At 49.6% G+C, this 15,341-nt stretch carries 11 protein-coding genes; 4 read left to right on the plus strand and 7 right to left on the minus strand.

Annotation, left to right across the window (positions count from 1 at the left end; genetic code table 11):
• Positions 1-144 precede the first annotated feature (144 nt).
• Positions 145-2,136, minus strand: coding sequence for a U32 family peptidase (locus R7R78_RS11735; protein ID WP_225473615.1), 1,992 nt, complete (start codon positions 2,134-2,136; stop codon positions 145-147).
• A gap of 227 nt (positions 2,137-2,363) precedes the next feature.
• Here R7R78_RS11735 and R7R78_RS11740 point away from each other — a divergent pair, with 227 nt between their 5' ends.
• Positions 2,364-2,810 carry a DUF302 domain-containing protein gene (locus R7R78_RS11740; protein ID WP_225473618.1) on the plus strand — a complete coding sequence of 149 codons (447 nt, stop codon included), beginning with the start codon at positions 2,364-2,366 and terminating at the stop codon, positions 2,808-2,810.
• A 95-nt stretch (positions 2,811-2,905) separates the two neighbouring features.
• Here the strand turns inward: R7R78_RS11740 and ptsG are convergent, their stop codons facing one another.
• Complete coding sequence (gene ptsG / locus R7R78_RS11745; RefSeq protein ID WP_025500127.1) at positions 2,906-4,348, minus strand: glucose-specific PTS transporter subunit IIBC; 1,443 nt, start codon at positions 4,346-4,348, stop codon at positions 2,906-2,908.
• Between the two features lie 265 nt (positions 4,349-4,613).
• Here ptsG and R7R78_RS11750 point away from each other — a divergent pair, with 265 nt between their 5' ends.
• The 3 genes from R7R78_RS11750 to R7R78_RS11760 are packed head-to-tail and all read left to right on the plus strand — an operon-like array spanning position 4,614 to position 7,988.
• On the plus strand, positions 4,614-5,321 hold the full coding sequence (locus R7R78_RS11750) for a response regulator (RefSeq protein ID WP_225473619.1): 708 nt from the start codon (positions 4,614-4,616) through the stop codon (positions 5,319-5,321).
• On the plus strand, positions 5,311-6,741 hold the full coding sequence (locus R7R78_RS11755) for an ATP-binding protein (RefSeq protein ID WP_140148489.1): 1,431 nt from the start codon (positions 5,311-5,313) through the stop codon (positions 6,739-6,741). The genes R7R78_RS11750 and R7R78_RS11755 overlap by 11 nt, the downstream gene beginning before the upstream one ends.
• Before the next feature lie 2 nt (positions 6,742-6,743).
• On the plus strand, positions 6,744-7,988 hold the full coding sequence (locus R7R78_RS11760) for an ABC transporter substrate-binding protein (protein ID WP_225473622.1): 1,245 nt from the start codon (positions 6,744-6,746) through the stop codon (positions 7,986-7,988).
• Positions 7,989-8,061: 73 nt separating this feature from the next.
• Here R7R78_RS11760 and R7R78_RS11765 read toward each other — a convergent pair whose 3' ends face one another.
• Genes R7R78_RS11765 through R7R78_RS11785 form a run of 5 tightly spaced genes read right to left on the minus strand, consistent with a single transcriptional unit; the run spans position 8,062 to position 15,310 of the window.
• Entirely contained in the window at positions 8,062-9,264 is a 1,203-nt protein-coding gene (locus R7R78_RS11765; protein ID WP_225473623.1) for a type III PLP-dependent enzyme, read from the minus strand.
• Complete coding sequence (locus tag R7R78_RS11770) at positions 9,257-11,086, minus strand: IucA/IucC family protein (protein WP_225473625.1); 1,830 nt, start codon at positions 11,084-11,086, stop codon at positions 9,257-9,259. Before R7R78_RS11770 ends, R7R78_RS11765 begins: the two co-directional genes overlap by 8 nt.
• On the minus strand, positions 11,058-12,263 hold the full coding sequence (locus R7R78_RS11775) for an MFS transporter (RefSeq protein WP_213970157.1): 1,206 nt from the start codon (positions 12,261-12,263) through the stop codon (positions 11,058-11,060). The genes R7R78_RS11770 and R7R78_RS11775 overlap by 29 nt, the downstream gene beginning before the upstream one ends.
• Positions 12,264-12,269: 6 nt before the next feature.
• Positions 12,270-14,102 carry an IucA/IucC family protein gene (locus R7R78_RS11780; RefSeq protein ID WP_225473627.1) on the minus strand — a complete coding sequence of 611 codons (1,833 nt, stop codon included), beginning with the start codon at positions 14,100-14,102 and terminating at the stop codon, positions 12,270-12,272.
• Positions 14,099-15,310, minus strand: coding sequence for an ATP-grasp domain-containing protein (locus R7R78_RS11785; RefSeq protein WP_085569434.1), 1,212 nt, complete (start codon positions 15,308-15,310; stop codon positions 14,099-14,101). The genes R7R78_RS11780 and R7R78_RS11785 overlap by 4 nt, the downstream gene beginning before the upstream one ends.
• Between the last annotated feature and the right edge of the window lie 31 nt (positions 15,311-15,341).

Consider the following 15,341-nt stretch of genomic DNA (forward strand, 5'->3'; position numbering starts at 1 on the left):
CAAATAAATTATCTCAAATGGCCAGGAAGTTCTTCTATTGATGAACTATGTTCTTCAGCCAACCATCTGACTTACAAAGCGTTACGCTTCCCTCTAGTAGAGTGTAGGATAATTTATTGTTTTGTTTGCCTCGTTAGAAAAATTCTACAACCCCTTTAAATACTGCGCGTTGGCTGTTGGTTGAATCATGGCATTCAGCGTTTGGACGGTTTGTTCGCTGTGTTCTTCAAGTAGAGCTAAGAACGCGTCAATCAACTCAGGTTTGCTCGCTGAGACTTTCGTTTCGGTCTGGATATCACGCAGATCGATCAACACATCGGTAAATAATTGAGGCAGATCGTGCAGCACTTGCAGGTTTAAGACGTTGTGTTCGCTGTAGATCGAATTGTGGCTGCCTTTCTGTTTTTGCACCACGTAAGGATTGTATTTTAAGTTGATGATAGACGTGCGTTTATCACAGCGTTTCAAACAACCTTTGTTGACCTTCACCTTACGGCATCCTTCGGTTTGTTGGAACAAACATTGGCGGCTCGTGAGTAGGGTATTTGGATTATAAATGCTGTAGAAGCTGCGCATGTTTTTCGGACGCTTGATATGGCGCATCTGCTTCATATTCAGCTCGTTAGAAACAAACGCGCCACTTGCCGCGAACTCGTCTTGAAGGCATTTAAACGCGTATGAGTTCACCGTGTTCATTTGTGGGCCTGCCACCCAGCCTAAGCCGAGCTCTTTTGCGATCATGCCGACGCCTGAGTTGTTGGTGATCAACAACTCAGGTTGGATGGTTTCCAAAAATACGCGCGCGGCGTGGTAGTCTTCGCCAATCAAAATGGCCGGGAGCCATGGTTTGAGCATTGGATTGGCTTGGAATAACTCAATCATCGCGCTCAGTTCGCCAGACAATCCCATTGGCAATTGATAGTAAACATCAACGTCGTGGTATTCGCACAGCATGGCTTCTTGTGCTGACGAGATCAGAACCGATAATTTTGGCGCACCTTGGCGAGGTTCTGGTTGAGGTAACGCTGGCAGAGTTGGCACATCAATCGACCCTTTCAAGCTGCTGCCGGATACTTGTGTTGAAGTGACATCGAACGACTTAGTTTGCTCTGCCACTTTCTCAATGATCGCGGTTTTGTCATCGTAGAGTTTCTTTTTCACCGCTTGTACATCATCAGCAGACTGGCATTGGTAAACCTTCGAAAAATGCTTTACAGCATGGTCGCGCGGGTTGTCGATGTACATCGCCTTGCCGAAATCACCTTGCAAAAATGCGTTGGAGAAATCACGGTTGAACACCGTGTATAACTCTGTGGTGTCTTCAGAGAGTTCCAAACCCTCGCACAAGCGATCGATTTGCTGGCGCCAATTGTCGACCACGGTATAGACGTAGTGCGATTTCTTGATTCGCCCTTCCACTTTTAATGAATACACGCCGGCATCGGCAAGCGCTTCCAAGTCCCCAAAGGCGGAGTTGTCTTTCATATTGAGTGGGTAGTTGTTGCCCGTTTTGGTCGTTTCGTACTGTTCGCGACAAGGTTGGCTGCAGCGTCCACGGTTACCTGATGCACCATTGCGAGCGGAACTGATATAGCAAATTCCGGAGAATCCGATGCAGTATGAGCCGTGGACAAACACTTCCATCATTACGTTGTGCTCGCGACCAAATTGCGCCAGATGTTTTATTTCATCGATGTTAAGTTCGCGAGATAAGTTTACTCGGCTTGCGGTGAGCTGGTTGAGAAAGAGGATCTGGCCTTCGTTATGCGTGTTTAGTTGCGTTGAAGCGTGCACATCCAAATCGGGAAAGTGATGTTTGAGAATGTAGGCCAGACCGAGATCTTGCACGATCACGCCATCGATTTTGGTGGTGTTCAGTTGGCTGAGTAAGCGAACAATCGCTGGAATTTCACTTTCTAAAATCAGCACATTCAACGTTAGGAAAATCTTACAGCTGTGCTGATGGGCTAACGTTAACACGCCATTTAAGTTATCTAAGGTGAGGTTGGTCGCTCGGTTACGAGCATTGAAGCGGTCGAGTCCACAGTAAATTGCATCGGCGCCAGCGGCAATGGCGGCTTTGATGGAATCTAAATCACCACCAGGTGCTAATAACTCAAATTGATCGCGTGTCACTACTTTTCTCTTTCTTACTAAAATAGGCTGCAAATGTTACGTATTTCACGCTTTTGATGCTCGGCTAGTTAATGCTTTATTAATCTGAATCAATTAATCCGTGTTACACGGTCGACTCTTGAGTGGGTAGGGTGCAATTCGCGATAGCGGAATCTGACTTCTATAGTTTTCCTACACTTGGTTTTTCTATATCTAGTTTTCGACTCAGAGAGAGGAAGGGACGACAAATGAAAAAAGTAATCATCGGGTTGGTCGTGGCGTTGACGTCATTGAGTGCATTGGCTGGGGAGGGTATGGTAACCGTTGCGAGCACGCATTCAGCAAAAGATACGGCGGATAAATTTGTCGCTATCGCGCAAGAAAAAGGGTTGAACGTCTTTGCGCGCATTAACCATCAAGAGAATGCCACGAAAGTCGATATGACGTTGCGACCAACCGAAGTTATCGTGTTTGGGAACCCTAAAGTGGGCACGCCACTGATGATCTGTGCGCAGGAAGTGGCGCTCGATTTACCCCAAAAAGTGTTGGTGTATGAAGATGCAGAAGGCAAAACGTGGTTAGCTTATAACGATCCTATGTATTTAAAGCAGCGCCATCATATTGAAGGCTGTGACGAGGTATTGAACAAAATCAGCGGCGTGCTGGGCAATTTAACCAACGCGGCGGCGAAGTAGGGCTGGTTATTGGCTTCGCTTTTTTTACTCCGAAAACGAAAAAGCCAACCTCACAAGGAGGTTGGCAAATCTTACCTAGATTGGGGAAGGTAAGATCAGGAGGTGGCGAGTACGCTGTGCACCTCTGACTTAATTGAGTCAGACTGCGTACCGAAAATCGCTTGTAAACTGTCGCCAATCACTAATACATCTCGCGCGCCAAGTGCTTTTAGCTTAGCAACATCAACGTTGGCAATGTCTTTTACCGAGACACGTAGACGAGTGATACACGCATCGACTGACTTGATATTGGCTTTACCGCCCAATGCCGCCACTACATCTACCGCGATTTCATCAGGCTGTCCGGCAATCTTCACTTCTGCAATGTCGGTTTCACGACCCGGCGTTTTTAGATCCAACTTCACAATTAGGAATCGGAACAAGCCGTAGTACAGCGTCGCCCAGATTGGACCGATGATGATGAACATCCACGCGTTGGTCGACATTGGGTAGTAAAGGAAGAACTGGATCGCGCCGTGCGCAAAGTCAGTACTGTGTTTGATTTCCAAAAATGCGGTGATCGCAAACGCAATACCAGTTAGGAAAATATGGATTACGTACAGCACTGGCGCGACGAATAGGAAGGTAAATTCGATTGGCTCTGTGATACCAGTTAACCAAGAGGTCAACGCCGCAGACATCATCAAACCGCCGACTATTTTCTTACGCTCTGGAGACGCGCAGTGGTAAATCGCCAATGCCGCTGCTGGTAGTGCCCACATGGAGTACATAAAGCCACCAGACAGATAACCTGCGGTTTTATCGCCTGCGAAGAAGCGAGTGAGCTCACCGGTAAATTCTTTGCCTGTTTCTGGGTCTACATAGCTGCCGACTTCAAAGAAGAACGGCGCATTCCAGATGTGGTGCAAACCAACCGGGAGCAATGAACGTTCGCCCGCGCCGTAAACCGCCCACGCGAGTACCGGGTTTTGGTACGCTGCCCAATGAGAGAATGCATCAAGAAGTTGTCCGACAGGTGGCCATGCAAACGCGAGAATCGCACCAACGACGATCGCCGATAAACCGGTGACAATGGGCACAAATCGCTTACCCGCGAAAAAGCCCAAGTACTCTGGCAGTTTGATGTTGTAGAAGCGGTTGTACATGATTGCCGCGACCGCACCGATAAAGATGCCGCCAAACACCCCGGTTTGCAGCGTCTCAACGCCCATGATGGTGGCGTCAGTTTCTAAGCCGCGCAAGCCAGTCACGATACCGAGCGATGCGTTCATAATAATTAGGCCAACTAAGCCTGCGAGCGCAGCCGCACCGTCATTGCCTTTTGATAACCCGAGCGCTACACCGACCGCAAACATCAACTGCATGTTGCCGAACACGCCCTCACCGGCGGCGAGCATCACTTTGTTGACCGCGTCTGGAATAAACGCAAACCCCGCGTTACCAATACCCAGCATCAAGCCAGCCACTGGTAACACCGCCACAGGCAGCATCAACGACCGCCCTATTTTTTGTAGTTGTCCAAATATACTTGCAAACATGGTTTCCTCCTGACGAATGCCAGTGTTGTAGGACCTGATTCCTTCAGGTCATGTTGTTTCACGTAAGGTCAGGATGATCATAGCGAGCAAGGCGGCGCCTAAGGTTACAAAAGGCAATCAGTTTGTAAGTGGCCGCTTACAAATCTCTTATACCGAGAAGTGAAAATTGCAATCGGCTCGATTGTGCATGGGCGTTTAAGAATGCATCATATTGGCCAGCGCCAAACTCAGGGGCAGGCACAGGGACGGACACAGGGAAAGTAGGATGGAAAACAAGCAGATACTGGTCGTCGATGACAACCTCGACCTTCGCGAAGCGTTGTCGGATTACCTTGGTCGCGCTGGGTTTGAAGTGCTTTGCGCGGAAAACGGCGGCGTGATGTGGCAACTGCTCAACGAGCACCATCCTGATTTGATCATCCTCGATATTATGATGCCCGGTGAAGACGGCTTTACCCTGTGCCAAAAACTGCGCAAAAACTCCGATATCCCGATCATTATGCTGACCGCCGTCACTGAAGAAGCCGACCGAGTCGCAGGGCTAGAAATGGGCGCCGATGACTACATCACCAAATCATTCAGCCCGCGAGAACTGCTCGCGCGCATCAAAACGATTTTGAGACGCAGCCAATCGACCGCCAATAGCAAACTGACGCGTAAAGTGCGTTTTGACGATTGGTTATTAGACACCGTAACCCGGCAACTGACCCACGTTGCTAGCCGCGAGGTTAAGCAACTGAGTGGCGCGGATTTGTCGCTGCTCGGTTTGTTCGTCAACCACGCGCAATCAATATTGTCTCGCGATGACATTGCGCGCGAGATCTGGGGACGCGATGCCGACCCGTTTGAACGCGGCATTGATGTGCAGATCAGCCGCTTGCGTCATCACCTTGAAGATAAAGAGCGCTCGCTGATCCTAACGGTGCGCAACAAAGGCTACATGCTGACCACGGACGTGCATTATGAGAATTAAACGCTGGACGGGATCACTGGTCGTTCGTACCAGTGTATTCCTGTTGCTGGTGATCATTCTGGCGCAGGTATTATCCGGAATTATCTGGTATCAACACGCCAGCGAACGCGATAAAGAAGGCCTGACCACCACAGTCAAAAGCTTAGCACTGAGTGCTTCTTCTACCATCGCCTTCTTTCAAACCCTCCCTTCGGAATACCGCCACTTGGTGCTCAATCAACTACGCAATATGGGCGGCACGCGCTTCTTCGTCTCACTCAACAATCACCAGATTAACGTCGACCCGCTGCCTGAGAGCGAACGCAAAACGTTGGTCATCAACCAAGTTCGCGAGGTATTAGAAAGCGAGCTGAGCGGCATTCCTAATATCGAGGTGGAGTTCACCCAGCGCGACAAACTCAAAGTGTTCAACAACGAGCTACCTATCGATGAACTGCCACTATTGTGGGCGCATTATTCGCTTTCGTTTGGTGACCTCAATCCGCCGATTCTGGTGATGCAGGTCGAAGTCGCACAGAACGAATGGTTTTATCTCGCGGCGGTGCTACCCGCGCCTTACATCAACCTAGAGACTAACTATTTTGAGCTGCGCCAATGGCTGACGCTATTGCTGTCCGCGCTAATGCTGTTGCTGTGTACCTGGTTTATCGTTCGCAAAGAAATTCAACCAATTCGAGATCTGGCAAAAGCAGCAACCCTGATGTCGAGCCGACTAGACGTGCCCGAAGTCTCTGAGCGAGGCAGTAACGAACTGAAAGCGGCGGTACGTGCGTTTAACAAGATGAATCGACGCATCGACAGCCATATTAAAGACCGTGAAATGTTGTTCAGCGCCATCTCCCACGATCTGAAAACGCCGATTGCCTGCCTAAAACTGCGAGCGGAAATGCTGGATGACGACGCCGACCGAGAACGCTTTATCCGCCTGAGTAACGACCTAGACTTGATGGTCAAAGGCGCATTGCAATGCATTAAAGAGACCGATATCCACGAGGAAATCGAGCCGATCAATTTCACCCAACTGATTCAGCACATTTCCTCCAATATCGCCGATGCGCCGGACACGATTCGCATCCACGGTGAAATCCGCACCCACTTTGCTGGTAAACCGTTAGCGATTAAGCGCTGCATTCAGAATCTGGTCGATAACGCGCTCAAATACGGCCATCAAGCGGACATTACGCTGAGTGAAAGCCCAGAGTCGATCCAGATTGAAATTGAAGATCACGGTGACGGTGTTGACGATTTATTACTTGAAAAGCTCTGCCAGCCATACTTTCGCGCTAGCAACGATAAAGAAGGCAGTGGGCTGGGGTTAACCATTTCACAAAGTATTGCAAAGGCTCATGGCGGCAACTTGTTGCTGAGCCATTCTCAGTTTGGCGGCCTCTGCGCCACGCTGACTTTCCCGAGAGACTGACTATGAACAAACTGGCATTCTTGTTCCCACTGTTGCTCGCCCCTTGCGTCGCTCACGCTGAGTCGCCACAAGGGGTAGAGTTTTTACATTGGTGGACTTCTGACGGCGAACAGCAAGCGCTGCAAACACTCAAAGCTCAGCTAAAACGGCACGATATTGAGCTGCTGCAAAGCCCGGTGCTAGGCGGTGGTGGCGACAGCGCAATGACGGTACTGCAAGCTCGCGCGCTGGCGGGCAATCCACCGAGCTTCGCGCAAATCGAAGGGCCAAGTATTAAAGCGTGGGATGCCATCGGTATTTTGCACAACGTCAACGCGGTTGCCGATGAGCAGCGCTGGGACGAGGTGCTCTACCCACTGTCTATCGAAATCAATAAAACACAAAACGGCTACATCGCCCTGCCACTTACGCTGCACCGTTTGAACTGGTTGTGGGTCAACCACAAACTGCTTAAACAACTGAATCTATCAGCGCCGAAAAACTGGCAAGAGATGTTCGCTGCCATGGAGCTTGCGAAGCAAAATGGCATTGTACCGATCGCGGTCGGTGAGCAGCCGTGGCAAGTCGCCCAACTTTTCGAGAACTTAGTGATCTCCACTGGCGGCGTTGAGTTCTACACCAATGCGATGGTTAAACTTGAGCGAGACAGCATCGACAGCGATACACTGCGCCAAGCGTTGAAGCAATTTCGCCGCCTGAGTTTGTTGATCGACAACCAATTACCTGACAGTAAGTGGGATACGGCGACCCAAGCGCTAGCCGACGGTCAAGCGCTGTTTCAAATCGGTGGAGATTGGATTTTGGGGGAGCTGCTCGCCAATCAAGTCTCGGTTCCGCAAGAGGTCGGCTGTTACCCAACGCCGGACAGCGATGGTGTATTCCTCTACAACATGGACAGCTTGGTGTTTATGTCGAGCAAGTCGTTTTCTGCCGAGGCGGCTCAGCAAACCGCAAGCGCGCTGGCAGATGTCGAGTTTCAAGCTAAGTTCAATAAGGTAAAAGGCTCGATTCCGGTGCGTACCGATATCGACATCAGCGATTTTAATCCGTGTCAGGTCCAGTCATATCAAGACTTTCACTACGGCGTTAAATACAACCTCGCTGTGCCGAGTATGATTGATTCGATGGCGGTCAATCCGGTTGCTCAGCAAGCGATAAACTCGGAAATCTTCCGTTTTTACCGCAATCCCAAGATGGAACCCGACGAGCTGATAAAACGCATTATTGCTATTTCGCAAAGCGGTTAATGGCAATGAATTTGTGCCGAGTGGAATAAAAAAGCCCCAATGATTGGGGCTTGAATGAAGCGAAGTATGCCGTTTAGAAATAGTGGAAGATCGGCGGTTCATGCATCAAGAAGTTTTGATGGGAAATGTTCCACGCATAGGCGCCCGCTAAGGTAAACACAACGTAATCACCAATATCGACGTGGGCGACGTGCTGATTGCGTGCCAGCACATCTTTGGGCGTACAAAGCTGGCCGACAAAGGTCGCTTGTGCATGCTGAATTGGGTGAGAAATCTCATGGTGTTGCTCGCTTTTCAGGATGACGAATGGATGGTCATGACTCTGCGCTGCTGGCGTGCGGAAGTGGTGAGTTCCCCCGCGTGCGATGACAAAGTTTTCGCCAAGATTTTGCTTAATATCGAGCACTTCCATCACGTAATAACCGCATGCCGCCGTGATGAACCGTCCGCATTCAAAACGCAGTGTCCAATCTTGCACTTGCTCTTTGGCGATGAGGAATTCCAACTTGTCGCAAAACTCCATCCACGGAAAGTGTTGCTCAGGGTTTTGGTAGTTAATCCCCATGCCTCCACCCAAGTTGATCATCAGCTCACCGAGTTCAAACTCTTGTTGCCACGCTTTCACGACTTGGAAATAGCGCTGCATTAACGCTAAGTGACGTTCAACATCGAGCTGATGCGACATCAAGTGAAAATGGAATCCTTTGAGTGACACTTGCGGGAAATCGCGCAGCAACATCAAAGTATTGCTCAGCTCGGACTCGTCAAAACCAAAAGGGGTCGGCTTGCCGCCCATCGCCAACTTGCTGAGCGTGATGTCGCCGATATTAATGTTCATACGCAAAAAGATCGAAGCAGGGCGGTTGAGGCGCTCGGTTAGTGCTCCAATGCGTTGTAGCTCGGTGAGGCTTTCGACATGAATTGCATCAACATCAAGCTCAATCGCTTGTTGCAATTCACTTGGCATTTTTCCTGGGCCACCGAAGATCAATGGCTTATCGAGTTGTTGCTGGTGGAGGTGTGTCAACTCCCCGCCAGATGCCGCTTCAAAACCATCGACATACGGCGCGAGCGTTTTAAGAATCGGGCCCGATGGATTGGCTTTGGCTGCGTAAAATAGCTCGACATTTCTCGGCAAAACGTGACGCAGTTGTTTGATGTGTTCTTCTAAGGCGCTTAGGTCATACACGTACGCGCACAAGGGTTGACTTTGCTGCTGTGCGAGCGTGTGAACTTGTTGGCAAACGCGTGTCGGTAGAGAGAGTGAATTAGACATGTTGCGATCCTTTTTCGTGTTGCTGCCAAGGCGCGGCGACTTGGGTATAGCCCGACTCCTTATCGGCTTTTTGCATCAAACGCGTGGTGAAATTATTTTTGCTTGGGAAGTGACCGCCATTCAGCAATGCTTCTAGTTCTGGCTGTTTTCCATTCACTGACTGCCAACGCACAATGGCACTTTGCACCGCATTCCACAGCGTTTGCTCTAGTGGCTCATCACCTTCTGCGATGAAGAAAATCGCTTCGCTGATGTTGTTGATAAAGGTGCAGTATCCGATGCGATTCCAGCCTTGTTCGCGACTGTAGTAAACCGATTGTCGCGCGCGTTCAGACAAGTCAGTTAATGTTTCTGCTGGCCAAAACTCTGGCAGTAACTTGGTGCCTTCCAAATCACGAATCCAAACACAACACGGCATCTCTTTTTCAAAGCCAATCAAGGTGTTTTGCAAATGCGGCTCAAACGCCACCCCGTGTTTGAAGTAGTAGTTAAACACACCTGGAATTAGGCAATGCAAATAGCGTTCAAACCACAGTGTCGCGATGTCGGAATAGCGATTTTGCGTAGTACGCGCTTTGTTTTTAAGGCGTTGAGCAATGCAACTGTTGCCGTTTTTGTCGTAAGCAAACAGAGCGCCAGCGAGGGTTGGTTTTAAGATGTCGACTTCGCTCAGCGAGAAATTTTCGCGGTATAAAATCCCAAACGATTCGCGCGCTTTGGTGTTGTCATCCCAATTACGCTCAGCGACACTTTCTAGATTCAATGTGGTGGCGTAAGGCTCTGTCATCACTTTAAATACGGGGTTGTGCAGCTGTTCGTTTTCTCGAATTGGTTTGAGAATCGACGTGAGCTGCACGGCGCTGTCGAGTTCGTACCACGCGTTTTTTCGCACGCAATTGGTTAATCGTACGTTGATGGAGAATTTCGCAAACCAATCCATATCTGGGTGGTAGAGGGTACGAACTGAAGAGGTCGGCTGCATCTTTTCACCACCTAAACCCAGTGGCGTGATCTTGCCTTGTTCAATGGCACGCTTCACGCTTGGGTTGCTCAAAATGGTGTAGCTTTCCCAAGGATGGCAAGGGTAGAGGGTCTTCCCATTGCTGGTGGTGTGTTGTGGCGCGAGCTGTTGTAGCATGCGTTGCGCAGGGTTAGCTTCTCCGTCGGAACTCAGCACATCAAGTAAGGACGTATCCACTTCAAACCAGTACAACGGGACTTGCGCGCCGACTTCTGGAGAAAACGCCAAGAGATCATCCATGGTGACGCCCGAACGACTTTTCGGGGTCGGATGGAAAGTATGCCCCCAAATCAGAGATTGTTCCGAAGCGATAAACTCGTTGTGATGCGATTTGGGCGCGACGTTGAGAAACTGCTCGGTAACCAGCACGCTATTTTCCAGTTGTTCGATCAGCTCATGGTTGAACGGGATCGCCAACACCTGCTTGAGATAGTTAAGCAAAAGCGTAAGAGTTTGCGTGGCATCCAATTTCGCCCAACCAGATCCCGGCATTTTCGCCCACGGCAGTTCTGCCAATTTGATTTTGCCCAGTTTGCTCGCGTAGTGAATCGGCAAAACCAGCACGTCATTTTGTTGAGAAAGATGAACGGCTACCCGCTGCTTGGCGGAATAGTTGCGTTTTAACGTTTGGGGTAGCGATGTCGATTGGTAGTGCCATTCCACTTGTTGATTCGGTAGCGCAAATTCACGTAAGTAACAATTAAGAACACCCATTATCGTGTTGAGTTGGGCCTTCTCACGATTGAGCTGCACATCATGCGCGCGCAACTCGCTAGTCTGAGAGGATTGAGTTTGTAACATGTTGATTTCCAAATTTTGAATGGAGAACCAGCGCGATCAAGGTGATTACGCTGACTATCGCAGAAAGTAGGAAAGGAACCTCAAGTAGCCCCAAGCTAGAAATGAAAGAAGCGCAAAATCCCGCTGCCACGCCCCCCCATTTGGACATGGCATCAAAGCGAGAAAATACTTTGCCACTGAGTTTGCGATCCAGATTGCTCGCAAGATGCTGATGCAATCCGTGATAACAACACACCATCGCGATGCCGAAGATAATTCTCGCAGCAATGAGTGCGGTTTCGGATGCAATCAAATGCAAGGCAGAGCTCACGGCAAGCAATGCAAACCCAAGCCACAACGTGCGCAGCGGTTGATGGCGATTCAGCCCATCTGACAACACGTGGATTTTGCCTGCCAGCAACAGATAGACACCATGCGGCAGTGCGTACAAAAAACCGATCCATGCGTGGTTAGTGATGCCATATTGCTGCACAAACGGCGAGAAATAAGGAAAGGTCACCACCATAGAAAACGCAAACCCGAACTGAGCAAAGAAGATCCAACGAATGGCATGCATTGCGTTTTTCTGTGCAACCGGTTGTTCTTGCTGAGATTCTGAGTTTGGCTTTTCGAAGTTTCGTTCGGCGGGTTTATCCACTGGCAGTGTTAGCGTGATGCCCATCGCAATCAAAGGCAAAACGCATAACCACAGGTACGCGTTGAGTGGGTTGGTTTCGGACAAGCTCCAGCCGAGCCCAATGGGCGCAACGATCAGCGCCAAGCGAGCAGATAGTTGGGTTTTATTGAGTGACTTGCCGAGTGTTTTGGCTTCTTTAATTTGACTAGATAAGTAGCTGTTCGAGGCGGCCATGGTGCCGCCAAAGGTTCCTTGAACAATAAGACCAAACACAAACATGGCGAGGTTGTCTGCCAAGCCGCACAGCGCAAACCCTGCTGCAAGGCCAAGTTGCGCACGCAAGAGTGAGCGGCGGCGACCGTAGCGATCGGCAAAGTTGCCCCAAAATCGCGCCGCCAACGCAGTACAAAACGTAGGTAGGATAAACAATACCCCTGCCCAGTCCGCATCAATGCTTGCGCCTAACGTTGGCAACACGACGGGTAGAAATAGCGGCATACCTAACGCGGCAAACGCAGCGATAAAGTGGCACAACAACACACTGTAGATGAGTTTGGTCATAATCGTTTAACGTACGCTTTTTTTGATGGCTTCTAAGTAGGCGCGTTGCGCTTCTTCGCTAGAAAGCAGCAAGAAGTTCGGAGCCGACAAACCATAGAACTTATTGATGTCACTCGCGCCGGAGGCTTCTTTTGAGAGCAAACTGCCAGAGCTCAACAAGTACTTGGCGTACAAATCAGGTGCCTCTTGCAGTAACTCGCGAGCCAGTTTTGTCTCTAACCCTTCGCCTTCTAATCGGTTGAGTTGCTCTGCAATGCTTTTGGCCACGATAGCGTAAAGCGATGCTGAAGAGGAAATGCCCTTCGCTGCCATGGCTTCTACAATCGCTGCAATATCCAGTTGCAGTGTGATGGTGGTAAACATCTGACCGAGCGCCAATTCATTGTCGACTTTGATGCGTTGGTCGAGCAGTTCATCACAATCCACGGGAGTTGTTCCTGTTCCGTGTTTTTGGGCGGCATGCTCTGTTGCAAAGTGGAAGCGCTCTGGCCAAATTCGCGCCGCGTCGTTGTCTTTCATCGCGAGCGTCATTTTGCCCTGTTGATCAAATGCAATGATGGCGTTTTGCTGGTTGGACTCCAATGCGATGCCATAACGAAGCCACAAGGTGAGGTGCACTTGGCATAATAGATCGACGTAATCTTGGAACCACGCCAGCGTATCTTGTTGATAGTAATGTTCTGCCAAATGTTCTAAGAACAAGCGGTCGTCAGGCATTGGGCTTGCTAGTGCTGCAACCGGAACTAACGCTTTGTCTTCGCAATGAGTAAGTGGGTACTCACGTACGATGTACGCGAAGGTTTTATCCTCGCCGATGTGTCCACCGTGTTTTTCGTTGCAATGGAACAAGCGACTGTTTAAATCGGCGTCCGTTTGTTCAAGGTGGCTGAGTAGGCGTTCAAACCAGTGGCCGTCATACAGTGTTGAAGGCTTGATTAAGCGAATATTTTTCGTGCCTAGCGATCGCATGATCAGCGGAACCTTGATGTGAATGTGCGGTGCCTCGTTGACGACCACAGTACGAACGGAAAGCGTCGGCGTCACGTCTAGATACGTTAAAGGCGCTTCTATCACACCTTCGGGTAAGGCTTCTAAAGATCGCAGGGTGAGCGGATGTGCAGGGAACAGAACGTGGCTCAGTGCAAAATCAGCAGGAAGCCCTACTTGCTCCATGGTTGGCCAGCAATCAGGTTGTCCGCTGGTTAATGTTACCAGTGATTTTTCAATCGCAATCCAATGCAGAGCAAAGCTTTGTGCGAACTCGGGCGCGTACTTAGCAAGGTCTTCATCGCTCAGGCCAAACTTCGCCCGCGCAGTTGGATAGTACGGGTGGTCAAGGTAAGAAGCGATCTGGTCGGCTAGCAGCAGTTTTTGATGCCAAGAACCAAGCTCGGATATTGGTTGAGAAATGTGGTCTGCGTGATGATGAAACGCTTGGTCACACAGCGCTTTGTGTTTCTCTGCACATTCCAGTTCTTGAAGGTATCCCGCCAACAACTCGTGAGAGCTCTCATGCGCCAGTGTCGTTAGTAGCGCAATCCACTCTTTGTAATGCTGTTGATGCTCGACTTGGCCATTTTTCTCCACCCACCAACCTGGTGGTGTTTCGTCATTGGCGTGACCGTAGCGCCAGTGCTGCATGTAATACGTTGGCGCAACAGGTAAATACAACGTGAAATCAGAGTTGGCAAATATCAGCCAGACTTGCTCGTCTTGAGGAACAATTACCCCTTTTGGCGCGTCTCTACTGAACTTGGCCTTCGACAAAATGCCAAACATGTCTTCGCGCAAGCAAGTGTCGATCAATCGTTGCGTTAGATACAAAGCGTTGTCATTCATGCTGCCACCTCACGAGTCGGAGCGAGATCGAAATTGCTAAGCGCGTTCTGCAGCGCTTGGTCGAGGTTTCGCCCTGATGGTGAGACAATCGAAATTCGGGCGAGATAATCCTTATTGGAATAACTCTGTTGGAAGTGTTCTCCAGCGGTTTTTAGTACCTGTTGCTGGGTGATGATATCGTCATCGTGTTGGATGAACGACGTCGAACCTCCGTCAATCACACCACTGTGTCCCGCAACTACGTAGTGCACGTGCGCTGACCCATGAATTTGGTAATCGCCGTCCAATCTTCGACCCAGATGCAGACCCAAAATCGTGCTAAACCAGCCGAAGTGAGCGAGATTGTTGAGCAAGAATTCGCGGCCATCTCCAATACTGCGGTAGTTAATTTCCACCAGAACTGGGCCGTTTTCCGTGATGATAAATTCGCTGTGGCAAACTCCAAAACCAACGCCGAACGCTTTCAGTTGAGCCAAGCAAGCTTCTCGGTGAGCAATGCCGTTTGGTCCGTTCCAGTCTGCGGCGGTTTCGATGAAGTAAGGCGGCTCAGAGAGCGACACATCAAAACCGCCCACGGCGATAAGTTGGTTACCATCTCCTAAAGTTTCGAGCGTAACCAACGGTCCTTGAAGAAACTGCTCCACCAGAATGGTGGCGTTTGGGTGCTTTTGCCAAAACGTATCGCAGTATGCATCGAGCTCGCTTTGGGAGTCACAGCGCTGTACATCTATACTTGCCACGCCTTCTTTGGGTTTTGCTACGACAGGGAAGGCCATGCCTAATGCCACATTCGAATGGCGATGCAGCAAACAGCTTTGTGTGTTGGGTAAGGATTTTTCATTTAACACTTGTCGAGTTAAGTGTTTGTTTTTGGCCTTTAACGTGACAGACCAATCTTTGGCTGGTAGACCAAAAAATTGCGCGCAGATGGCGGTGGAAGTTTGTAAGTGATCACTATTGCTGAAAACAGCGTCTGGCTTTAGTTCATGCTCCGTGATGGTTTCGATGAGTTCTAATGGGTTGAAGACATCACATTCTAGAATGGTATCCGGATTAAAGTGACTATCACGACTCGCCAACTCTAAATGGCTGAGCTTATGGTCGGTGATAAGAACGACGTGAAGGTCCATCGCTTTAGCTGCAGGCACGAAGCCGTGAGTGACTGCATCGTTAACGACATGACTTACGATAATCATCGTAGATTTCATGAGCTTTCCTAATTTTCTAACATTTTCTTCT

This window comes from Vibrio sp. 2134-1, assembly GCF_033339495.1.